The sequence below is a fragment of the Microbacterium paraoxydans genome (genome assembly GCF_018224615.1).
Lineage (GTDB): Bacteria > Actinomycetota > Actinomycetes > Actinomycetales > Microbacteriaceae > Microbacterium > Microbacterium paraoxydans_B.
Genome location: NZ_JAGTUK010000002.1, coordinates 757,168 through 779,547, shown reverse-complemented (window position 1 = coordinate 779,547; position 22,380 = coordinate 757,168). Strand labels below are relative to the sequence as shown.

14 protein-coding genes and 1 tRNA gene are annotated in these 22,380 nt (G+C 70.5%); 4 read left to right on the top strand and 11 right to left on the bottom strand.

Features of this window, described 5'->3' with window-relative positions:
* Positions 1-5: 5 nt before the first annotated feature.
* Together KE274_RS09495 and KE274_RS09490 are read left to right on the top strand one after the other, a co-directional pair.
* The gene (locus KE274_RS09495) at positions 6-1,196 is read left to right on the top strand and encodes a DUF58 domain-containing protein (RefSeq protein WP_211543094.1); all 1,191 of its coding nucleotides are present in this window, start codon (positions 6-8) and stop codon (positions 1,194-1,196) included.
* Positions 1,183-3,450, top strand: coding sequence for a transglutaminase family protein (locus KE274_RS09490; RefSeq protein WP_211543092.1), 2,268 nt, complete (start codon positions 1,183-1,185; stop codon positions 3,448-3,450). Before KE274_RS09495 ends, KE274_RS09490 begins: the two co-directional genes overlap by 14 nt.
* 18 nt (positions 3,451-3,468) lie before the next feature.
* On the opposite strand, the gene trhO is transcribed toward KE274_RS09490, so the two are convergent.
* Positions 3,469-4,374, bottom strand: coding sequence for an oxygen-dependent tRNA uridine(34) hydroxylase TrhO (gene trhO, locus KE274_RS09485; protein ID WP_211543089.1), 906 nt, complete (start codon positions 4,372-4,374; stop codon positions 3,469-3,471).
* Between the two features lie 83 nt (positions 4,375-4,457).
* Between trhO and KE274_RS09480 the strand changes: the two genes are divergently transcribed.
* Positions 4,458-4,545, top strand: a tRNA-Ser gene (locus tag KE274_RS09480).
* A gap of 172 nt (positions 4,546-4,717) precedes the next feature.
* On the opposite strand, the gene KE274_RS09475 is transcribed toward KE274_RS09480, so the two are convergent.
* From KE274_RS09475 to KE274_RS09455, 5 genes are all read right to left on the bottom strand, one after another.
* On the bottom strand, positions 4,718-5,338 hold the full coding sequence (locus KE274_RS09475; RefSeq protein WP_211543087.1) for a GNAT family N-acetyltransferase: 621 nt from the start codon (positions 5,336-5,338) through the stop codon (positions 4,718-4,720).
* A 21-nt stretch (positions 5,339-5,359) separates the two neighbouring features.
* Entirely contained in the window at positions 5,360-6,004 is a 645-nt protein-coding gene (locus KE274_RS09470; protein WP_249186153.1) for a phosphatase PAP2 family protein, read from the bottom strand.
* A gap of 31 nt (positions 6,005-6,035) precedes the next feature.
* A complete protein-coding gene (locus KE274_RS09465; protein WP_439957712.1) occupies positions 6,036-7,400 on the bottom strand; it encodes a multidrug effflux MFS transporter in 1,365 nt (454 codons plus the stop codon).
* Positions 7,401-7,503: 103 nt separating this feature from the next.
* Positions 7,504-8,658 carry a cystathionine gamma-synthase gene (locus KE274_RS09460; protein WP_211543085.1) on the bottom strand — a complete coding sequence of 385 codons (1,155 nt, stop codon included), beginning with the start codon at positions 8,656-8,658 and terminating at the stop codon, positions 7,504-7,506.
* Positions 8,659-8,712: 54 nt separating this feature from the next.
* The gene (locus KE274_RS09455; protein ID WP_211543083.1) at positions 8,713-10,089 is read right to left on the bottom strand and encodes a cystathionine beta-synthase; all 1,377 of its coding nucleotides are present in this window, start codon (positions 10,087-10,089) and stop codon (positions 8,713-8,715) included.
* 165 nt (positions 10,090-10,254) lie between these two features.
* On the opposite strand from KE274_RS09455, the gene KE274_RS09450 reads away from it, so the two are divergent.
* Complete coding sequence (locus KE274_RS09450; RefSeq protein WP_211543082.1) at positions 10,255-11,253, top strand: glycerophosphodiester phosphodiesterase family protein; 999 nt, start codon at positions 10,255-10,257, stop codon at positions 11,251-11,253.
* Between the two features lie 97 nt (positions 11,254-11,350).
* Here KE274_RS09450 and KE274_RS16680 read toward each other — a convergent pair whose 3' ends face one another.
* The 5 genes from KE274_RS16680 to KE274_RS09425 form a co-directional block, all read right to left on the bottom strand.
* The gene (locus tag KE274_RS16680) at positions 11,351-15,055 is read right to left on the bottom strand and encodes a fibrinogen-like YCDxxxxGGGW domain-containing protein (RefSeq protein ID WP_211543080.1); all 3,705 of its coding nucleotides are present in this window, start codon (positions 15,053-15,055) and stop codon (positions 11,351-11,353) included.
* A gap of 199 nt (positions 15,056-15,254) precedes the next feature.
* Positions 15,255-15,929 carry a hypothetical protein gene (locus tag KE274_RS09440; RefSeq protein WP_211543078.1) on the bottom strand — a complete coding sequence of 225 codons (675 nt, stop codon included), beginning with the start codon at positions 15,927-15,929 and terminating at the stop codon, positions 15,255-15,257.
* Between the two features lie 224 nt (positions 15,930-16,153).
* On the bottom strand, positions 16,154-19,846 hold the full coding sequence (locus KE274_RS09435) for a fibrinogen-like YCDxxxxGGGW domain-containing protein (protein ID WP_211543076.1): 3,693 nt from the start codon (positions 19,844-19,846) through the stop codon (positions 16,154-16,156).
* 359 nt (positions 19,847-20,205) lie between these two features.
* Positions 20,206-21,168, bottom strand: coding sequence for a carbohydrate ABC transporter permease (locus KE274_RS09430; RefSeq protein ID WP_211543074.1), 963 nt, complete (start codon positions 21,166-21,168; stop codon positions 20,206-20,208).
* Positions 21,165-22,304, bottom strand: a complete 1,140-nt coding sequence (locus KE274_RS09425) for a carbohydrate ABC transporter permease (RefSeq protein ID WP_211543072.1) — start codon at positions 22,302-22,304, stop codon at positions 21,165-21,167. Before KE274_RS09425 ends, KE274_RS09430 begins: the two co-directional genes overlap by 4 nt.
* Positions 22,305-22,380: the final 76 nt, after the last annotated feature.

Here is a 22,380-nt window from a genome sequence, read left to right as displayed (position 1 = left end):
GGCCCATGCGACGACGACGCCTCCTCACCCGCCGGGGCACCGGTGCGCTCGTCGCCGCGCTGGCCTGCGTGGTGGCGGCGAACATCCTCGGTGCCCGGATCCTGCTCTACGTCGGTGTGTTCCTCGCCGCGCTCACCCTGTTCTCCGCCCTGGCCGTGCGACTCCCCCGGCGTTCCGGCACGGTCACGCGACAGATCTCCACCGACCTGCTGACGGTGTCGGAGGCCTCGCGCGTCACGGTGCGCTTCACCCTGCGGGCGCTGCGGGTGCCGCACGGCCTCTGGCACGACGTGCTCCCCGACGCCGTCGCCGGCGACTCCAGCGGCGAATACCCGGCCGACACGGCGCAGCTCAGCTACCTCATCACGGGGGTGCGGCGCGGCGTCTGGCCCCTCGGGCCCCTCATGCTCCGCACGGTGGACCCGTTCGGACTCGCACAGCGCGAGCAGGCGTTCGGCGACACGCGCACCATCACCGTGGTGCCGGAGGTGTTCGCGCTCACGCCGCTCGCCGTGCGCATCGGGGCGGCGGGCGGCACGGCCCACACGTCCTCGACCCGCCTCGGGCAGGGCAGCGACAACCTGTCCCCCCGCGGCTACGCCCCCGGCGACTCGATGCGCCGCATCCACTGGCGCGCGACCGCCCACCGCGGGCAGCTGATGGTGCGCCAGGAGGAAGAGGAGTCGAGCCCCGACGCGCTGGTCGTGCTCGACCGGAGCGCCGGGCACTGGGACGCCGCGGGCGACGCCGCCGACCCGGGCTTCGAGTCGGCCGTTTCGCTGTGCGCCTCCGCCGCGCTGCACCTCGCCGCCGAGGGCTACAGCGTCGACGTGATCGACACCTCCGGCACGCTGCTCGGCGCCCTGCGCGGACACGAGGACGACCGCGACGGACTGCTCGTGGCCCTGGCCCTGGTGACCCCCCGCGGCGAGGCCCGCGAACTCGCCGCACTGATCGGGGGAACCCCGCCCGGGCCCCTGGTCTTCGTCACCGGACGGCTCGACGAGGAGGACGCCGCGCTGCTGCGTCCCGCCGGGGCCGCGGCCCCGCTGCTGTTCGCGGCCGAGCCGCTGCCGGGTGCGGCCGAGGCGGCACGACTGCACGGCTGGACCGTTGCCACGCTCGGCAGCGACGTGGCCGAGGCCTGGGACGACGCGCTGGCCGCACGGGGCGGAGCCGGTGATGTTCCGCGCTGAGCGACCCCGCGCCGCCACGCCGCCCCCGCGCACCGTGCCCCGCTGGCACCGCGACCGCGACGAACCGGACCGCTTCGTGGCCACGGGCGTGCTGTCCGCGGTCGGGGCACTCGTCGCCCTGTGGCCCTTCACCTCGGTGATCACGCCCGGCGCCTGGTCGTTCACGGTCGTGCTGGTCGTGGTCGCCGTGGTGGGCACGGGCATGCTCGTCCGCCACCTGCTGCGACGCCGGCACGCGGGACTCGGCGATCTCGGCGCGCTGCTCGCCCAGCTCGTGGTCGCCGTGGGCACGCTGACCCTCCTGCTGGCGGGCGACACCGCGGTGCTCGGGGTGGTGCCCACCGCGACGACCATCGCGGTGTTCGAGCGGCTCGGGGCGGCCGCGTGGGAGCAGATCGTGTTCGGCTCGGCGCCGCTCGACGCCTCCACGGGACTCGCCGCCGCGCTCGGCGCCGGGTTCGCGATCGTGGCGATCCTGCTCGACCACCTGGTCGCACAGCGCTCCGCCGTGCTGGCCACCGTGCTGATCGGCGTGATCGGCGCGGTGCCGATGATCGTCACGTTCGGCGATCCGAACGTCGTGTGGTTCGTCGCGCTCGCGATCACCGCGCTGCTGCTGTTCCGCGTCACCGCGCAGCGCGACGCCTCTTCGCCACGACGGAGCTCGATCTCCGTCGCCACGGGTGTCGGCGCGGCCGCCGTCGCCGCCACGCTGATCCTGGCTCCGGCGCTGCCGGTCGCCCCGACCATGGCCGGCACCGGGGTCGGCGTGACGGTCGACGCCTCACTGCGTCTGGGTGACGATCTGCGCCAGCCCAACCCCGTCGAGGTGCTCACGCTCGCCACCGACGCCGATACCGCGCCCTACCTGCGTCTGACCACGCTGTCCCGCTTCGACGGTCGCGTGTGGCAGCCCGACCGCGGCGACCTGCAGTCGCAGGCCGAAGGTTTCGGTGAGCCGGAGTGGGGCGAGGGCATCGCGACCGAGGACGCCACCACGTCGATCCGCATCCTGCGGATGTCGAGCTCGTGGTTGCCGGTGCCGTACCCCGCCACCGACGTCTCCGGACTGAACGCGTCGTGGCGCGTGGCGCCCGAGAACCGCACGCTGTTCTCGCGCCGCTCCGACGCCGCGGGCAACGACTACACCGTGAGCTCCACGCGCGTCACGCCGACGCTGGAGCAGATCCGGGCGGTCGACGCGGCCGCTCGACTCCGGGATCCCGACGCGGAGGACGTGGAGCTGCCCGAGATCATCTCCGAGCTGGCGAGCGAGGTCACCGCGGACGAGGACACCGACTACGACCGGCTCGTGACACTGCAGAACTGGTTCCGCGCGCAGTTCTCCTACTCCCTGGAGACACCGGTGGAAGAGGGCTTCGACGGGACGGGTGCCGACGCGGTCGCCCGCTTCCTGGAGGAGCGCTCCGGGTACTGCGTGCACTTCGCCGGCGCGTTCGCCCTGATGGCGGAGAGCCTCGACATGCGCGTGCGGATCGTGGTCGGCTACCTCCCCGGCTCGCTCACCGACGAGAAGCGCGGCGACGAGTCGATCTTCTCCGTGACCAGCGACCAGCTGCACTCCTGGCCCGAGGTGCTGTTCCCCGGGATCGGCTGGGTGGCGTTCGAGCCCACCGCGTCGCTCGGCGTGCCGACGGCCTTCCGCGCCGGCGTGGCCCAGGGCGGCACCACCGGCGGGGTCACCGAACCCGTACCGACCACGGCTCCGCAGACGCAGGAGACCCAGGGCCCGGAGGTCGACCGCGGCGACACCGGCGCGGAGTCGTCCGGTGCGGGCGAGCTGCGACGCCTCGACCCCACACCGGTCACGCTGATCACGGCCGCGATCGTGGTGGTGCTGCTGCTCCCGTGGCTCGTGCGGCTCACCGAGCGGCGGCTGCGACTGCGACGCGCGGCGCGGGGCGATGCGGCCGCGGCATGGGCGGAACTGCGCGACACCCTGCTCGACCTCGCACTGCCGGTATCGGACGCGGACAGCCCCCGCGCGCGAGCCGCCGGACTCGTGCGCGACCGCGGCGCGGACGCCGCAGCTCTGCAGCGCCTGACCTCGGCGGTCGAGCGCGCCAACTACGCCCGCCCCGGCGTCGCGGAGACCGAGGACCTCGCCGAGCCCCTCCGCGCGGTGCTGTCCAGCCTCCAGCGCAGCGTCGACGGTCCGACCCGGGTGCGCGCCCGCCTGCTGCCGCGGTCGCTGTATGCCCCGCGCGGAGCGGACGCGGCACTGTTGACCTGAGGCGGGCGCGCGCGGGTTTCAGGAGACGACGGTCGTGGCGGGGTGGGCGTCGCAGCGCACGGCGTCACAGTCCGCGCACACCACGAACTGCGCGCGGCACGAGGGGTCGGGGCAGTTCGCGGTGCGCTTGGTCGCGGCACCGCAGCCCGCGCAGCGCCCGATCACGCGAGTGTGGTCGCTGAAGTCGACGGATCCGCGGCCGTCGAACACGTACAGCGACCCGTCCCACAACCCGTCGTCGCCGTACTTCTCGCCGTAGCGGACGATGCCGCCCTCCAGCTGGTACACCTCGCCGAAGCCGCGCGCGGTCATCAGACTCGACAGCACCTCGCAGCGAATGCCGCCCGTGCAGTAGGTCACGACCGGCTTGCCCTTGAGGTCGTCGTAGGCGCCCGAGTCGAGCAGCTTCACGAAGTCACGCGTGGTCTCGGTGTCGGGCACGACAGCGCCGCGGAAGCGTCCGATCTGCGCCTCGAGCGCATTGCGACCGTCGAAGAACACGACCTCGTCGCCGCGCTCAGCCACGAGCTCGTGCAGGGCCTCGGGGCTGAGACGCACACCGCCGCCCACGACGCCGTGTTCGTCCACGCGCAGCTCGCCGGGGGCTCCGAAGGACACGATCTCCTCGCGCACCTTCACGCTCAGCTTCGGGAAGTCGAGGCTGCGTCCGTGCTCGTCCAGTCCGGTCCCCTCGCTCCACTTGAGGTCGGCGTCTCGGAACGGCGCGTACGACCGGAACGACCGCGCCCACTTCTTCAGCGCGGGAAGGTCTCCGCCGAGGGTGCCGTTGATGCCGTGAGTCGAGATCAGCAGCCGTCCGCGCAGGCCGAGCGCCTCGCCGACGTCGCGCTGCCATACGCGCACGGCGTCCGGATCGGCGAGCGGGGTGAAGGCGTAGAAGAGCACGATCTTGGGGGTTGCCACCTCGGAATCCTACGTCGGAGCGGCCGCGCACTCCCTGTCACGCGCGGCGCACCGCATCGGATAGGATGGACAGGTTGTTCCCTGGTGACGTGTCCGAGCGGCCGAAGGAGCACGCTTGGAAAGCGTGTGTTGTGCAAGCAACCGCGGGTTCGAATCCCGCCGTCACCGCCAGAAAGCAGGAAGGGTCTCCGCGCCAGCGGGGGCCCTTCCTGCTTTCTCCCGTCCGCCGAGGGATTCGGGGAGGAGCGAGCGAAGCGAGCACCGGAGTCCCGCCGTCACCGCCAGAAAGCAGAACGACGAAGGCCCCCGCCGTCGCGGGGGCCTTCGTCGTTGTCGGAACGCCTCAGCGGGCCTCGGGCTCGGTGTCGTCGAAGCGCACGGCGTAGGTCACACCGCCGGGGGTCTCGGCGAGTCGGGTCATGCCGAGCCGGTCGTAGAACGCACCGGCGCCCGCATTGGCGGGGTCCATGCCGAGGTGCAGCGCAGGCACGCCGCGACGGCGGAGCTCGGCGAACAGGGTCTCGACCAGGCGCCGGCCCAGCCCCTGCCCCTGCGTCTCGGGCAGCAGGTCGATGTGCAGGTGCGCCGGGTACTCCGCGGCGTGCGGCTCCGCGCCGGGCTCCCGGGTGTACGCGTACTCGATCAGTCGGCTCTCGCGGTCGTCCACGGTCGCGGGGCGCGGATAGCGCTCCTGAAGCGGAGGCCACCACACGTCACGGAACCAGGCGTAGAACGCGTCGGTGTCGTCGGTCGCGACGAGGTAGCCGATGGCGCGGCCGTCCTCCCCCTCGACCACCCACGCGAGGTCCGGATGCCGCTCCACGTAGGGCACCGCGAACAGCGCGCCCCACAGGTCGTCGTCCGACAGCATGCCGGTCGCGTCGCCTCCGGCATCGGCCGTCTTCAGGCAGATCTCGTACATCGCGGCACGGTCGGTGGGCCGATACGGGCGGATACGCGCCACGGAGCACTCCTCGGGCTGGGGTCAGGTCCTGCTCAGCCTATCGGCGCGGGCGGCCCTGTCCTCCACGTCGGCGCGCACCCACGGCAGCAGCCATGCCGCCAGCATCAGCACCACCCCGGCACCGACCAGCGCGCCGCCGACCGTGTCGGTGGCCCAGTGCACCGACAGGAACGTGCGCGACAGCGCCATCGCCAGCACCCACAACACGCCCACGACCGCAGTCCACACGCGCGGGAACAGGATCCACACCACCACGGCGATCGTCGCCGCGTTGGCGGTGTGCCCGGAGGGGAACGAGCCGTAGTCGCTCACCACGAGCATGTCGTCGGGTCTGGCCCGTCCGAAGATGTTCTTCAGCAGCTGCACCGCCCCGGCGCTCGCCAGGAAGCAGATCGCGGCGAACAGCGCCCCGCGCCAACGCCGCAGCAGCAGGAGGATCAGGATCGACAGCAGCGGCACGCCGAGGATCGCGACCCAGCCGCCACCGATCCAGTTCAGCACCATCGCGAAGTCGAGCATCCAGTCGGCGCGGATGCGCACGATCGTCTCGTTCCACCACCGGTCGAACGCGAACGTCTGCGGCGAGGTGAACACGACGAACGCGCCCAGTGCGGTGGCCAGGAGCAGGCAGGAGACGCCCCACCAGAGCAGCATGCGTCGGTTCATCGTCCCATTCTGGCCGATGGTGCCTGCGATATCAGGGAGTGAGCATGCCGACCGTGCGCGGACGCACCACGAACCACAGGGCGAGGATCCCCACCGCGGCGCAGCCGACCATGACCGAGGCCATGGTGGTCGCGGTGATGCCCGCGTCGTGCGAGATCCACCCGACCAGCGGAGACACCAGGCCGGCGACGCCGAAGTTCGTGGCGCCGATGATCGACGCGGCCGTGCCGGCGGCCTTGCCGTGCCTGTCGAGCGCGAGCACCTGCACGTTCGGGAACGTGAAGCCGCAGGCGGTCATGAACACGAACAGCGGGATCACCGTGCCCCACAGCCCCAGGCCGAGCTGGTCGGTGATCACGATGGCGGACGCGGCGAGCAGCAGCACCGCGGTGGAATAGGCCATCACCCACTGCGGGCCGAACCGGGCGGCGAGCCGCGAGGCGGTCTGCACACCGGCCACCACGCCGAGCGAGTTCACCGCGAACAGCAGACCGTACTGCTGCGGGTCGAGCCCGTGCGTCACCTGGAACAGGAACGGCGACGCGGACAGGTAGGAGAACAGACCGGAGAAGGTCATGCCACCGATCACGAGCACACCGAGGAACACGCGGTCGGTCAGCACCGAGCGGTACCGTTCGCGCATGGTCGCCCCGCCCGGGTCCTTGCGCCGCGCGACCGGCAGCGTCTCCCGGATGAACAGCACGGTCGACACGAGCATCACCACGCCGTACGCCGCGAGCACCCCGAAGATCCCCCGCCACGGCATGAGCGTGAGCAGCCACGAGCCGATCAGCGGTGCGACCACGGGGGCCACGCCGGACACGAGGGCGAGCCGCGACAGCATCACCACGAGACGCCGTCCGCCGAACAGGTCGCGCACGACGGCCATCGCCACGACACCACCCGCGGCAGCTCCCACGCCCATCAGCACGCGCGCGGCGCCGAGCAGCAGCAGGTCGGGCGCAAACGCGGCTCCGAGACTCGCGATCACGTGCAACGCCGTGACGAGGATGAGCGGCAGGCGACGGCCGACCTTGTCACTGAGCGGCCCGACGATGAGCTGACCGAGCGCGAACCCGATCATGGTGCCGGTCAGCGTGAGCTGGATCGCGGCGGCCGTGGTCTGGAAGTCCTCCTCGAGCACCGGGAACGCGGGCAGGTAGAGATCGATCGTGAACGGGCCGAGAGCCGTGAGCGCCCCGAGCAGGATGATCGTGAGGGTGCGGCGGCCCAGGGGGATGGCGTCGCCCGGGTGCAGCATGATCGGCGCGGTGGCCGGGTTCGACCCGAGCGTGCGGATCGCTCCGGTCGGTGAGGAGGTGCGGATGCTGCCGGTCGCGGTGCGCTCCGGCGCGGGGATCGTGGGCGTGCTGTCGGTGCGTGGGGCGTCGGACACGAGGTCCTTCCAGGATTCGAGGGAGAACTCGTTCGAATCGATTCGATCGAGAGAAGACCCTCCATCGTATCGAAGCCCCGGCGCCACGGCGGCGCCGCGCGCATCAGCGGGCGATGCGCGCGAGCCCCTCCTCCAGATCGGCGATCAGGTCGGCCGCATCCTCGATACCGACCGACAGGCGCACCACGTTCTCCGGCACCGCCAGCTCCGTGCCGCGCACCGACGCGTGCGTCATCTCCGGCGGATAGCCGATCAGCGACTCCACGCCGCCCAGCGACTCCGCCAGCTGGAACACGCTCGTGCTCTCGGCGAACGCGCGCGCCGCCTCGGCCCCGGCCGCGAGCCCGAGCGACAGCATGCCGCCGAAGCCGCTCATCTGCCGCGACGCCACCGCGTGACCCGCGTGCGACGACAGACCCGGGTAGTACACCTCGGCGAACTCCGGCCGCGCGGCCGCCCACTCCGCGATGGCCTGCGCGTTCTCGGAGTGCTGGCGCATGCGCACCGCCAGCGTCTTGATGCCGCGCGTCGTGAGCCACGCATCCAGCGGCGCCGACACCGCGCCCACCGCGAACTGCTGGAACTTGACCGGCTCGACGAACCGGTCATCGCCGAACACCACGGCCCCGCCCAGCACATCCGAATGGCCGCCGAGGTACTTCGTGGTCGAGTGCACGACCAGGTCGGCACCGAGGGAGAGCGGTTGCTGCAGCGCGGGCGACGCGAACGTGTTGTCCACCACCACGATCGTGCCCGCCGCGTGCGCGACCTCGACGATCAGGGCGATGTCGACCACCTTCAGCAGCGGGTTGCTCGGCGTCTCGAGCCACACGATCTTCGTCTCCGGACGCAGGGCCGCGCGCAGCGCATCCACGTCGGACAGCTCGACCGTGGTCGTGTCGATGCCCCAGGGCGCGAGCACGCGGGTGAGCAGACGGTAGGTGCCGCCGTACACGTCGTTGCCGAGCAGCACGTGGTCGCCCGGCTTCAGGATGCCGCGCAACAGCGCATCCTCGGCGGCGAGTCCCGAGGCGAACGACAGCGCACTCGCGCCGCCCTCGAGCGCCGCGAGCTGCGTCTCCAGCGACGACCGCGTCGGGTTGCCCGCACGGTTGTACTCGTACCCCTCGCGGAAGCCGCCGATGCCGTCCTGCACGTGCGTGGACGACTGGTAGATCGGCGGGATGATCGCCCCCGTGGTGGGGTCGGGCGCTTGGCCCGCGTGGATGGCTCGGGTGGCGAAGGCGTGCTCGGACATGCCCTCAGCCTACGACCGGGCCCGGCGGCGCGACCGCCCCTGTTACGCCCCGCGTCAGCGCGCCAGGTAGGCGAGCAGATCCTGGCGCGTCAGCACCGTGTGCGGCTTGCCGTCCTCCGTGACCAGCAGCGCATCGGCCTCGGCCAGAGCGGCCCTCGCCTGCGCGACCGGAGCGTGGATGCCGATCAGCGGCAGGCGCTCGCCGACGTGCGAGCCCACCGCGTCGCTCGGCTCGGCGTCGCCACGGAACAGCAGGTCGAGCAACCCCTTCTCGTCGACCGTTCCCACGACCTCACCCATCATGACGGGCGGTTCCGCGCTCAGCACCACCAGCTGCGACACGTCGTACTCCGTCATCATGCGGATCGCCTCCAGCACGGTGTCGGTGGGGTGCGCGTGCACGAGGTCGGGCAGCCCGGCGTCGGCGCGCGGGGACCGGGCGGCCAGCACGTCGGCCACGGTCTCCCCGTCCTCCACGTCGCTGAAGCCGTACGAGCGCATCCACCCGTCGTTGAAGATCTTGCCCAGGTAACCGCGCCCGCCGTCGGGCAGCAGCACCACCATCACGGCCCCCGCAGGCAGTTCGCGGGCCACGCGCAGCGCCCCCACGACCGCCATGCCGCTCGACCCGCCGACGAGGATGCCCTCCTCGCGCGCCAGACGCCGCGTCATCGCGAAGGCCTCCGCATCGCTCACGGCCACGATCTCGTGCGGCACCGAGGGATCGTAGGCGCCGGGCCAGATGTCCTCCCCCACGCCCTCGACGAGATACGGCCGTCCGGTTCCGCCGCTGTAGACACTGCCCTCCGGGTCGACGCCGATGATGCGCACGCGCTCCTCCGACACCTCGCGCAGATACCGTCCCGTGCCCGTGATGGTCCCGCCCGTGCCGACCCCGGCGACGAAATGCGTGACCGTGCCCTCGGTGTCGCGCCAGATCTCCGGTCCCGTGGTCTCGTAATGACTGCGCGGCCCGTTGGGGTTCTCGTACTGGTTGGGCTTGAACGCCCCGGGGATCTCCCGCGCCAGCCGGTCGCTCACGCTGTAGTACGACTCCGGGCTGTCCGCCGCGACCGAGGTGGGCGTGACCACGACCTCCGCCCCGTACGCGCGCAGCACGTCGATCTTGTCCTCGCCCACCTTGTCCGGCACGACGAACACGCACCGGTATCCGCGCTGCTGGGCGACCAGGGCGAGCCCCACCCCGGTGTTGCCGCTGGTGGGCTCGACGATCGTGCCACCGGGGGCCAGGTCGCCGGCTGCTTCGGCTGCGTCGATGATCCGGGTGGCGATGCGGTCTTTCGCCGAGCCGCCGGGGTTGAGGTACTCCAGCTTGACCAGCACGGTGCAGGCGATGCCCTCCGTGACGCGCTGGAGCTTCACGAGGGGCGTGTCGCCGACCAGGTCGACGATCGATTCTGCGTAGGCCATGAGCCCAGAATACGGCGGCACCTCCCCCGATCTCGCGGGTGTGACGGCGGCGACGAGTGCACGGCCGTGGAGGGTATACCGGCCCGGCGGTGCAGGCGCTGGTAGCCTCCCCGCGCGGCGGGGAGTCCACTGGAAGCGGCGGGGACCCTGTGAAGGAGCATCACCATGTCCGTCCGTCCGTCGACCCCCTGGATCCGTGCCGCCGCCGCGCTCGCGCTCGGCTGCCTCCTCCCGCTCGCCGCGGCCGCCGGCGAGCAGGCCCTCGCCGCGAGCAGTCCCGCGGCACAGCCGAACGCTGCGGACGCCCGCACCGCGGCCGCCCGGCACCGGCACGAGCCGCTGATCATCGCCCACCGGGCCGGAACCGCCGACTACCCGGAGAACACCCTGGAGGGCATCCGCGGGTCGCTCGCGGACGGCGCCGATGGGCTGTGGCTCACCGTGCAGCTCTCCGAGGACGGCGTCCCGGTGCTGTACCGTCCGGTCGACCTGGCCGCGAACACCGACGGCACCGGCACCGTCGCCGAGCACACCGCGGCCGAGCTGACCCGCCTGAACGCCGGTTGGAACTTTCACCCCCGCGGCACGACCGACACCCCGTTCCGCTCCGATCCTGCCCTGCTGCCCACGCTGCGTCAGGCCCTGGCCGAGGTGCCGAGGGACCGGCTGCTGTTCCTCGACCTCAAGCAGGCCGACCCCGAACCGCTCGTGCAGGCTGTGGTCGCGGTGCTGCGCGACACCCACCGGACCGCGAACACGGTCGTGTACTCGACCGATGCGACCGCGACCGGGGCGGCCCGCGCCGCCGGCGGCGTGCAGGTCGCGGAAGACCGCGATCTCACGCGCGAGCGGCTGCTGGAGATCGCGCTCGCTCACCGCTGCGACGCACCCCCGGCCGACGGGACGTGGATGGCGTTCGAGGACCGGCGCACGGTCGCGGTGAGCGAGACGTTCACCTCGGGCACGGCGACGACCGAGGTGGAGGTCACGCCGTGGGACCGGGAGGCGGTCGCGTGTCTGGACCCGAAGGACCGCGCGAACCTGATGGTGATCGGGGTGACCGACGCGGACCGGTACCGGGAGCTCGGCCACCTCGGCATCGACGCGGTGCTGGTGGACTCTCCCCGCGACGCGGTGAGCTGGAAGGCCTCGCCCGAACGGTGACCGCGCGGAGATCAGACAGGGGCCGGACGCGCGTGGCGTCCGGCCCCTGTCGTGTGCCCCCTCTCCTGCCCCTCCCCGGGCAGGTGGCTGTCGGCTTCTATCTCGGCATGGTGAGGGCGAGGTCGAAGCTGAGGTCCGGGGTGCCGCGGTAGTTGGCGTGCACACTCGCGGCGAGCACGTTCGTGCCCTCCACGAGCAGCTTCGCCGGCACCTGGAACGTCACCTTCGCACCCGCCGCCGTGCCCGAGCGGGGAGCCGCGGTGGCGTACGTGTTCTGGGTGATCGTGCCGGTGGGCAGGTTCGCCCGCCCCAGCTCCACCCCGTTCAGATACAGCACCACCCCGTCATCGGCGATCACCGACACCGTCCCGTCCTTCACCGTGGACGCACCGGTCACCGTGAACGACTTCCGGAACTGGGCACTGAGCGGCTTGGTCGCCAGGTTCGACGGATCGATGTTCGTCGCCACCGTCCCCCCACGCCCCAGCACCGCCGACCCGGTCGCCCACGACGACGCATCGAACGCGGTCGTGTTCCAGTTCGCCGGCCACGCGTCCGCGGAGTACCGCCACGACCACGACGACCCCGCCGGCACCGACACCCCCGCCACCGGAGCAGCCGCCGTCGTCGTCGCCGACACCGACGCGGGCGTCGACGACACCCCCGCCGCCGACACCGCCGACACCGTGTACGAGTACGCCGTCGACGCCGTCAGACCCGTGTCCGTGAACGACGTCGTCGGCGCCGTCACCGTCCCGACCTTCACCCCGTTGCGCGACACCACATACGACGCCGCCGCCGTGGTCCCCGCCGGAGCCGTCCACGTCAACGCCACCGACGTCTGAGACGGCGTCGCCGTCAACCCCGTCACCGGAGACGGAGCCGCCGCCCGCTCCCCGGTGAACGCCAGATCGAAGCTCAGGTCGGTCGTGGTCCGGTAATTCGCATGGATCGACGCGGCCAGGACGTTCGTGCCCTTCACCAGCGCCCCCGCCGGCACCGTGAACACAGCACGAGCGCCCACGGCCGTCGCGTTGGATACGACCCCCGTCGCCAGCGTGTTCTGGGTGATGGCGCCGGACGGCATCCGCACCCGCCCCAGCTCCACGCCGTTGAGGTACACCACCGCCCCGTCGTTGGCGATCACCGAGACCTTACCGTTGACCACCGTCGTCGGGTCGTCCACCGTGAACGTCTTCCGGAACTGGGCGCTCAGCGGCTTGGTCGCCAGGTTCGACGGATCGATGTTCGTCGCCGCCCCCGAGACACCCCGCCCGAACAGGCCCTTGCCGACCGCCCACGAGGAGGCGTCGAACGTCACCGCGTTCCAGTTCGACGGCAGCGCATCCGACGAGTACCGCCACGACCACGAGTCCCCGTTCGGTACCAGCGTCAGCGCCGTCGACGGAGCCGGAGCCACCGCGAACGCCGCCGTCGACGCCGACCGGTTGCCCTGCACATCGCGCGCCCTGACGTAGTAGTTCGTCGGGGTCGCGGTCACCGGCGCGACATACGACGTCGAGGTCGTCGTGGCGATCACACGATTGCCCTGCAACACCTCGTACGTCACCTTGGCGGCGTCCGTCGAAGCACCCCACGAGAGGGTCGTCGTGGTGCCACCCGCGTTCGGCGTCGACGAGATGGCGCCCGGCGTGCTCGGGGCGACGGTGTCGCGCGGAGCGAACCGCACGAAACCCCCCGACCACTGCGCCGCGCCACCAGTGAGCTGCGACCGATTGAAGTCGCCCCCCACCCACAGGTTGCCCGTGCTGTCATACATCGACGCCCACGCGCCGTAGCCGGCGCGCGCCTCGAGGACCGGAGCCCACTCCTTGATGTAGTCCCCCGTCTTCGCATCCCACGCTCCGACGAGGGTGATCTTGTCGGCCTGTGTCCACCCGGTGAAGTCGGGCCAGGTCGTCCCGTCCTGGTACACGTAGTAGCCGCAGTGGCAGCCGGCGATCACGACCGAGCCGTTGCTCTCCGCGGTCTGGAAGTCCCCTCCGCCCAGCGAAGGCTGGTAGCCCGTGACGGACCCGCTGAGCTTCGCGAAGGTGTTGCGGTCGTAGGCGAACAGCGAGTGCTGAGATCCACCGAGATACACCCGACCACCGACCTCGACGACCGCGTCCTGATACGTGGCGCCGCTCATCGTGCCGTCGGGGTTGACCGTCCCGGCACTGAACTGCGGCCGCCAGACCGGGGTGACCAGTGGCGCACCGGTGGCCGTCTGGATCGCCGTGCCGTCCGGTGTGTACGTCCCCTGCTTGTATGTGAAGTACCCGGCGAAGTAAGTGCGGTCGCCCTGGTCGGACGCGTCGGTGGCCATCGCCGTACCGTTGAGGTTTGCGTTCCAGTTCGTGTCCGGCGTGCCCGTGGCCAGGATGATCCGACCACCGTTCCACGTGGAGGCCGTCGTGGGGGTAGCACTGACCGACGTCAGGTGCGTCATGGCACCAGCCACGTACAGGTAGCCATTCTGTACGTCGAGGCCGTGGATGTACGGCACGCCGCCGGTCGCCCGGTGCTCCGCTTTCACCTGCCAACCCGACAGCTGCCCCGTCGCCGGGTCGAGGATCGCCAGCCCCGGCTGCGACACCCCGTTCACGGTCGAGAACTGGCCGCCGATCGCGACGCGTCCATCCGGAAGAGCCTGGATGGCCTTCACCTGCCCGTCGAGCTTCGGCAGGAACGAGTTCACCCACGCCCCCGTCTTCACGTCGAAGGCAGCAAGGTAGGGCTGCTCGACCTGGCCGGTGCCGTCTTTCGTCTGCTGCACATAGCGGAAGTTCCCGCCGACGAACACCTTGCCTGCCGCCTCGCCGAACGCGGCGACCTCGACGTTGGTCTCGGTCGTCTTGCCGTTCGCCAGACCGGACACACCCCACGTGGTCTTCATCGCGCCGGTCTCGGGCATCGCCCGCTGCGTCTGCGCCGGGGTTCCCGTGGTCGGCACCGTGCCGAAGTCGAGGTCCGCCTGCGTCAGCCGCGGTCGGATGAACACCTGAGTGAACGGCCGAGCGTAGCCGCGGCCGTCCGGTCCCCAGAGGTACGACGACGCATCGTACGTTCCGGAGACTCCGCCCGCATACGACCAGCCGGCGCGGAACTTCCAGGCCGGGTCGGTGTCTTCGCGATACCCCACCGAGGTGTATGTGCCGCTGTCACCGAACTGGTTCGTGATGCCACCGGTGCCGTTGGTCGTGCCCGACGCGTCGGTGAACGACCAGGTGCGGACCGGGTGCTTCGCCCCGAACGTCCAGGCCCAGCGGTCGCGGTTCGCCAGCGTGAACCAGACCTCCTGCCACGCGGTACCCGCCGTATTCTCGGCGCGACGCAGCCGGATGCCCTCGCTCAACGAGTCGACGCGGTTGCCGTTCAGGAGCCCGTCGATCGTCGTCGCCGGCAGCTGTGCGGGCGCGAACGCCCCGGTGCCGTCGATCGTCGTGCGCAGGGCGTCCGCGCTGCCGAGACCGTCGTAGCCTTCCTTCCAGCCCTCGCGTCCACGGCCGATGAGCACCCAGCCGCCTCCGTCCTTGACCTGGTCGCAATAGAACTGCTGCGGGTACACGAGTTTCGGTGTCTGCAGCCAGTACACGCCGCTCGGCTGCGAGGGATAGTTCTGCTTGATCTCCCAACACGAGGCGGCGGCGGTCTCCTGGGTCTTCCCATCGGGCGCGGCCGCGGCGGCCGTCGCGGCCGTCGGTGCGACCAGCGCGCCGACGGCCACCGCCGTCGCAAGACCCGCCCCGAGGAGGGCGCGGGCTCCCCAGGCCCGCGGTCCGGTCTTCTTGAGGTTCATGAATCCTTCTTCGTTGTTCGTCGGTAGGTGCCGGCCGCCGCCCACCCGCGGTGACGTTCACCGGGATGCGCAGGACCATCGCGGGAGCGACGTGCTCCCACAGCACCGCTCGAGCAAGAGACGACCGGCGGGGTCGTTCATTACGCGAAAAGTAAAATGTTGCATGTCGAACCCGCGCACTGTCGAGTTCGACACCGGTTCACCGAGGCATGCGGAGCGTGAGGTCGTAGCTCAGGTCTCGCGTCGTCGGGGTGTTGGCGTGAACCGACGCCGCGATGACGTTGGTCCCCTCGACCAGCGCCGCGGCCGGAACCGGGAACGTGAAGACGTTCCTGGCGGCGACGTCGGCGCGGGGTGCCGCCGTGGCGAGTGAGTACTGCGTGAGCGTGCCCTCCGGGAGGTTCGCTCGCCCCAGTTCGACCCCGTTGAGGTACACCACGACGCCGTCGTCCGCGATCACGGTGACCGTGCCGTCGTGCACGCGCGAGGCTCCGGTGACGCTGAACGTCTTGCGGAACTGGGCGCTCACGGGCTTGTTCGACAGGCTGGTGGGGTCGATGGTCGTGGTCTCTCCCGGCGCACCGCGTCCGAGGACCCCGGGCCCGCTGTTCCAGCCGGCTGCGTCGTAGTCGACGCTGGTCCAGTCGTCGGGCAGCGCCTGGGTGGAGTATCGCCAGGCCCAGGTCGAGCCGCTGTGGATCGCGACGTTCTTGGTGCCCTTCACGGCGGGCGCGTGCGTGCTCATCATCTCCAGCACGGCACCTCCCGCCGAAGCGGCCGTCACCAGTGAGCTCGTGAATGCGGTGGCGGCGATGGTCGCTCCCACCAGAGCGCGCATCCCCCAGGTGCGCGCTCGGATTCCCTTCGGGTACATCGGATTCCTTCGTGTCCGTTGTCGTTTCGGCGCACTGCACCCACGACCGAATCCGGGCGCGGGTGAGGCGGCAGGCAGGTGCCTCCGGCTCAGCTCACCCCCGCTGCGAACGTCCCCATAACATGAGACGGCCGTGCGCCCGATTCATTACGCCGGAATCCCGGATCGATTTTCGGACCGTGCGCGGCCGGTCACCCGTGGGCGACCGGCCGCGCCGTCGGCTGTCACCTCGGCATGGTGAGGGCGAGGTCGAAGCTGAGGTCCGGGGTGCCGCGGTAGTTGGCGTGCACACTCGCGGCGAGCACGTTCGTGCCCTCCACCAGCAGTTTCGCCGGCACCTGGAACGTCACCTTCGCACCCGCCGCCGTGCCCGAGCGGGGAGCCGCGGTGGCGTACGTGTTCTGGGTGATCGAGCCGGTGGGCAGGTTCGCCCGCCCCAACTCCACCCCGTTCAGATACAGCACCACCCCGTCATCGGCGATCACCGACACCGTCCCGTCCTTCACCGTCGACGCATCCGCCACCGTGAACGACGTGCGGAACAGGGCACTGAGCGGCTTGGTCGCCAGGTTCGACGGATCGATGTTCGTCGCCACCGTCCCCCCACGACCCAGCACCGCCGCCCCGCTCGCCCACGACGACGCATCGAACCCGACCGTGTTCCAGTTCGCCGGCCACGCGTCCGCGGAGTACCGCCACGACCACGACGACCCCGCCGGCACCGACACCCCCGCCACCGGAGCAGCCGCCGTCGTCGTCGCCGACACCGACACGGGCGTCGACGACACCCCCGCCGCCGACACCGCCGACACCGTGTACGAATACGCCGTCGACGCCGTCAACCCGGTATCCGTGAACGACGTCGTCGGCGCCGTCACCGTCCCGACCTTCACCCCGTTGCGCGACACCACATACGACGCCGCCGCCGTGGTCCCCGCCGGAGCCGTCCACGTCAACGCCACCGACGACTGAGCCGGCGTCGCCGTCAGACCGGTCACCGGCGCCGGAGCTGCCGGAGCCGCCCGCTCCCCGGTGAACGCCAGATCGAACCCGAGGTCCGCGGTCGTGCGGAAGTTCGCGTGCACCGACACCGCGAGCACGTTCGTCCCCTCGGTCAGCACTCCAGGCGGGACCGTGAACACCGCGCGCGTGCCCGCCGCCGAGGCCTCGGTGACCGCCGCCGTCGCGTAGGTGTTCTGCGTGACCGTGCCGGACGGCATCCGCACGCGACCCAGCTCCCGGCCGTTGAGATACACCACGGCACCGTCGTTCGCGATCAGAGACACCTTCGCGTTCGTCACGGTCGCGGCGTCGGTCACGGTGAACGACTTGCGGAACTGGGCGCTCAGCGGCTTGGTCGCCAGGTTCGACGGATCCAGGTTGGTCGTCGCCCCCGACACCCCGCGGCCGAACAGCGCCGTGCCGACCGCCCACGAGGAGGCGTCGAACGTCGTCGCGTTCCAGGTCGACGGCAGCGCATCCGACGAGTAGCGCCACGACCACGAGTCTCCGTTGCCCACGAAGGTCAACGCACTCGCGGGGGCCGGAGCCACCGCGAAGGCCACGGTGGACGCCGAACGGTTGCCCACGGCGTCCCGCGCCCGCACGGTGTAGTTCGTCGCGGTCGAGGTCACCGGCACGGTGTATGACGTCGAGGTCGTGGACGCGATTACCCGGTTGCCCTGCAGCACCTCATACGTCACGCTCGAGCCCGCGTCGGTCGACGCCCCCCACGTCAGGGTCGCGGACGTGCCGCCCGCCCCCGGAGTCGAGGTGATCGCCCCGGGCCGCGTCGGCGCCACGGAGTCGCGCGGCGCGAAGCGGATGAACCCGCCCGACCACTGCTCCGTCCCGCCCGGCAGCTGCGACCGGTTGAAGTCGCCACCCACCCACAGGTTGCCCGTGCTGTCGAAGAACGTGCCCCACGCGCCATAGCCCGCGCGAGCCTCCACCATCGGCGACCAGTCCGGGATGTACTTCCCCGTCTTGGCGTCCCACGCCCCCATCAGGTTGATCTTGTCCGCCTGGCTGAAGCCGCCGACGAGGGTCTGGCTATAGGCGTCGTCGTACACGTAGTCGCCGCAGTGGCAGCCGCCGATCACCACCGAGCCGTTCGTCTCGACCGTCTGCATGTCGCCGCCCACCTGCGTGATCCAGCCGCCGACGCGCTGCATCGTGTTCCTGTCATACGAGAACATCGAGTGCTGCGAGCCGCCCATCCACACGCGACCGCCGACCTCGATGATGCCGAGCTGCCACACCGCGTTGACGTAGTTGCCGTTCTCGTCCTTGCGGTCGTCGCTGAACACCGGGGTCCAGGCCGTCGCGAGGGGCGCGCCGGCCGCCGTCTGCAGCACCGCGGCCGACGGGGCGGAGGTCGTGCCCTTCATCAGGAAGTAGCCCGAGAAGTAGGCGCGGTCGCCCTGCGTGTTGGCATCCACCGAGGCGGCGGTGCCGTTGAGGTTCGCGTTCCAGTTCGTGTCGGGCTTGCCGGTCGCCAGGACGATCCGACCGCCGTTCCACGTCGACGCGGTCGTCGGAGTGGTACCGACCGAGGTCAGGTGCGTGAACGAGCCGGCCACGTAGAGGTAGCCGTTCTGCACGTCGAGGTCGCGCACGAAGGGCACGGCCCCGGTGGCCCGATGCTCGGTCTTCACCTGCCAGCCGGAGAGCTGCCCGGTCGCCGGGTCGAGGATCGCCAGCCCCGGCTGCGACACCCCGTTCACGGTCGAGAACTGCCCGCCGATCGCCAGCCGCCCGTCGGGCAGCGCCTGCACCGACTTCACCTGACCATCGAGCTTCGGCCGGAACGTCGACACCCACTGCCCCGTGTTCACGTCGAACGCCGCCAAGTAGGGCTGCTGCACCTGACCGGCACCGTCCTTCGACTGCTGCACATTCAGGAAGTTGCCGCCGACGAACACCTTTCCCGCGACCTCACCGAAGTCCGAGACCTCCACGTTCGTCTCTCCGGACAGACCGTTCGCGAGTCCGGAGACACCCCAGGTGGTCTTCATCGCGTAGGAGCTCGGGATCGATGGCAGCGTGCTCGCCGGAGTACCGGTCGTGGGCACCGTGCCGAAGTCCAGCGTCGACAGCGTCAGCTTCGGACGCAGGAACACCTGAGCGAACGGGGTCGCATACCCCTGCCCCGCGGGAGCCCACAGGTACGAGGACGCATCTGTGGTCCCGGTGACCGCGGAACCGTAGGCCCAGCCCATCCGGTAGCCGTGCGTCGCCCGCTGTGAGAAGACCACGTTGTTCCACCCGGCATCGTCGTTGAACGTCGCCGTCACGCCGCCCGTGCCGGTCGTGTCGATGTCGCCGCTGGCACCGAAGCCCCAGGTGGAGAGGTCGTGCTTGGCACCGAAGGTCCACTCCCACCGATCGCTCTTCGCGAGCGAGAACCGCACCTCCTGCCACGCGGTGCCGGCGGTGTTCGTGGCCCGGCGGACGCGCACGCCGTCGGGCAGCGCATCGGGGCGGCCGTTGTCGAGCAGCCCGTCCACGGTCTTGGCGGGCAGTTCAGCGGGCGCGAACGCGGCGGTACCGGAAGGCGTGCTCGCCACCTGCGCCGCGGTGCCGAGACCGTTGTAGCTCTCCTTCCACGCCTCCCGACCGCGGCCCACGAGCACCCACCCGCCGCCGTCGGTCGTCTGGTCGCAGTAGAACTGCTGCGGATACACCAGCGCCGGAGTCACCAGCCAGTACACCCCGTCCGTCGCCGCCGGGTTGTTCTGCTTGATCTCCCAGCACGACGCCGCCGCCGTCTCCTGCGTCCGCCCGTCTGGGCCGGACGCGACCGCCGACGCCGCCCCCGGTGTCAGCAGCGCACCCACCACTGCGAGGGCGGCGACCGCCGCCCCCATGACCGCGCGGCCTCCCCAGGCGCGCGCGCGATTCCCCACGATGTTCATCTGTTGTGTCTTTCTGGCTTCCGATTTCAGCTTTCGCTGCGGACGCGCCGCCACGGCACACTCCTGCCACGGCGCACGCAGACACGACTGCCGACGGCCGGACCGGATGCCCCATACATCCGGACCGGATCGCTCCACCCCCGAGCGGACGTCCCCAGATCGTCCCTACGTGATGAGACGGAGCACGGCCCGATCCGTTACGCGGGAACCCGACGGGATTTCGTGTGAGATCGCTGAGAACGCCGGGCTACCGCCGCGGGGTCGCCCCGCCGACGCGCAGGCACCCATCCAGACACGACGAAAGGTGCCGCGGGCGGCTGCTGTACGCAGTCCGCCCGCGGCACCTTTCGTGGAACGCGTCAGCCCTTCGTCGAGCCCGCCAGCAGCCCGCGCACGAAGTAGCGCTGCAGGGCGAAGAACACGATGAGCGGGATGATGATCGACACGAAGGCGCCCGCCGTGAGCAGGTACCAGTCGTTGCCGCGGGTTCCGGTGATCTCGGCCAGCAGCTTCGTGATCGGCGCCGCCGCGCCGTCCGCGAACACCAGCGCCACGAGCAGGTCGTTCCACACCCACAGGAACTGGAAGATCGCCACGGAGGCGATCGCGGGCATGGTCAGCGGCAACACGACCCGGAAGAAGATCTGCCCCCGCGAGGCGCCGTCCACGCGGGCGGCCTCGATGATCTCACCGGGGATCTCCGACATGAAGTTGTGCAGCAGGTAGATCGCCAACGGCAGCGCGAACATCGAGTGCGCGATCCACACCTGCGCGTAGCCGTCCGACGCGCCGAGCGGCAGCGTGACCTGCAGTCCGAACAGGTTGAGGCCGCGCGAGAACGAGCTGAGCAGCGGCACCAGGGCCATCTGGATCGGCACGATCTGCAGCGCGAACACGAAGATGAACAGCGCGTTGCGGCCCTTGAAGTCGATCCACGCGAACGCGTACGCCGCCATCGCCGCGATCATCAGCGGGATGATCGTGGCCGGGATGGTGATGGCTATCGAGTTGATGAACGACTCGAGGATCGTCAGCTGCGTCGTGCCCGACTGCAGCACGTCGACGTAGTTCTCGAGCGTCACCTGCGGGTTGGCGAAGAACGTCCACCATCCCGTGGACTGGATGTCGTCGCGCGGACGGAACGACGAGATGAACAGCCCCAGCGTCGGGATCGTCCACAGCACCGCGATGACGATCGACGCGGCGGATGCCCACGGACGGGACAGCTTCTTCCGTGCGCGTCCGGCGGCGCCGTCGAGGCCACCACCGGTCGTGATCGCGCGCGTGCTGGCCGGGGTCTCGGTACCAAGCGTGTCGGTCATCGGATCTCCCGCTGCTTCTTGATCTGGCGTGCGTTGTAGATGACGATCGGCAGCACCAGGATGAACAGGATGACGGAGAGCGCGGCGCTGCGTCCCGCCTCGAACTTCGAGAACTGCGTGTACATCTCGTTCGCCAGCACCGACGTGCCGTAGTTACCGGCGGTCATGGTGCGGACGATGTCGAACACCTTCAGCGACGCGATCGAGATCGTCGTGAGGACGACGATGAGAGCCGGGCGGATCGCCGGCACGGTCACCGAGATGAACCGCTGCCAGGCGTTCGCGCCGTCCAGCTCGGCCGCCTCCAGCAGCTCGGCCGGGACGCCCTTGATGGAGGCCGACAGCACCACCATCGCGAAACCGGTCTGCACCCAGATGAGCACCACGATCAGGAACAGGTTGTTCCACGGCTGGTTGAGCAGCCACTGCTGCGGGGTGCCGCCGAACCACACCAGGATCTGGTTGAGCAGACCGATCTGCTCGAACTCGGGTCCGCGGTACTCGTACATGAACCGCCAGATGATGCTCGCGCCGACGAACGAGATCGCCATCGGCATGAACACCAGCACCTTGTAGATCTTCTCGCCGCGGGTCCGATCGATGAACACCGCGTAGGCGAGGCCGACGACGGTCGAGATCGTGGGCACCAGCAGCACCCAGATGATGGTGTTGACGACCGAGGTGATGCCGTCGGACTGCGTGAAGATCCACACGTAGTTGGCGAAGCCGACGAACGTGTTGCCCGAGGAGTTCCAGAACGAGGTGTACATGGTCTGGATCGACGGGAGGATGAGGCCGACCAGCAGGAGCAGCATCGCCGGGGCCATGAAGGCCACGAGCTGGATCAGGTACCCCGCTCCGTCGCGCGACCGGTAGTCCAGGAAGAAGAACAGGGCACCGACGAGGACCGCGACCCCCATGGCCCAGTAGTACGAGTTGAAGAACCACATCACCGCGAGCGGGATGAGCAGGCACATCGCCAGCCGGATGATGGTGTACTGCGTGCCCCGGCGTGGAGCGATGTCCACGAGGAGCAGGATCAGCGCCACGACCACCGCGAACGCGATGACCACGGCGACCGCCTGCAGGATCGGCGGGAGCGAGCCGATCCACTGGAAAAAGACTGTCGCGTTCACGGATTCCCCTTACGTCACGCGGAGCGGATCAGCGGCGCGCACCGTCGTCGTGCGCGCCGAGGGAGCAGAGGGGCCG

What these genes read in the sequence shown, in the direction of transcription:
- KE274_RS09495 (WP_211543094.1), top strand. Translation starts at nt 6, where the DNA reads ATGCGACGACGACGCCTCCTCACCCGCCGGGGCACCGGTGCGCTCGTC.
- KE274_RS09490 (WP_211543092.1), top strand. Translation starts at nt 1,183, where the DNA reads ATGTTCCGCGCTGAGCGACCCCGCGCCGCCACGCCGCCCCCGCGCACC.
- KE274_RS09470 (WP_249186153.1), bottom strand. Translation starts at nt 6,004, where the DNA reads ATGAACCGACGCATGCTGCTCTGGTGGGGCGTCTCCTGCCTGCTCCTG.
- KE274_RS09460 (WP_211543085.1), bottom strand. Translation starts at nt 8,658, where the DNA reads ATGTCCGAGCACGCCTTCGCCACCCGAGCCATCCACGCGGGCCAAGCG.
- KE274_RS09455 (WP_211543083.1), bottom strand. Translation starts at nt 10,089, where the DNA reads ATGGCCTACGCAGAATCGATCGTCGACCTGGTCGGCGACACGCCCCTC.
- KE274_RS09450 (WP_211543082.1), top strand. Translation starts at nt 10,255, where the DNA reads ATGTCCGTCCGTCCGTCGACCCCCTGGATCCGTGCCGCCGCCGCGCTC.
- KE274_RS16680 (WP_211543080.1), bottom strand. Translation starts at nt 15,055, where the DNA reads ATGAACCTCAAGAAGACCGGACCGCGGGCCTGGGGAGCCCGCGCCCTC.
- KE274_RS09440 (WP_211543078.1), bottom strand. Translation starts at nt 15,929, where the DNA reads ATGTACCCGAAGGGAATCCGAGCGCGCACCTGGGGGATGCGCGCTCTG.
- KE274_RS09435 (WP_211543076.1), bottom strand. Translation starts at nt 19,846, where the DNA reads ATGAACATCGTGGGGAATCGCGCGCGCGCCTGGGGAGGCCGCGCGGTC.
- KE274_RS09430 (WP_211543074.1), bottom strand. Translation starts at nt 21,168, where the DNA reads ATGACCGACACGCTTGGTACCGAGACCCCGGCCAGCACGCGCGCGATC.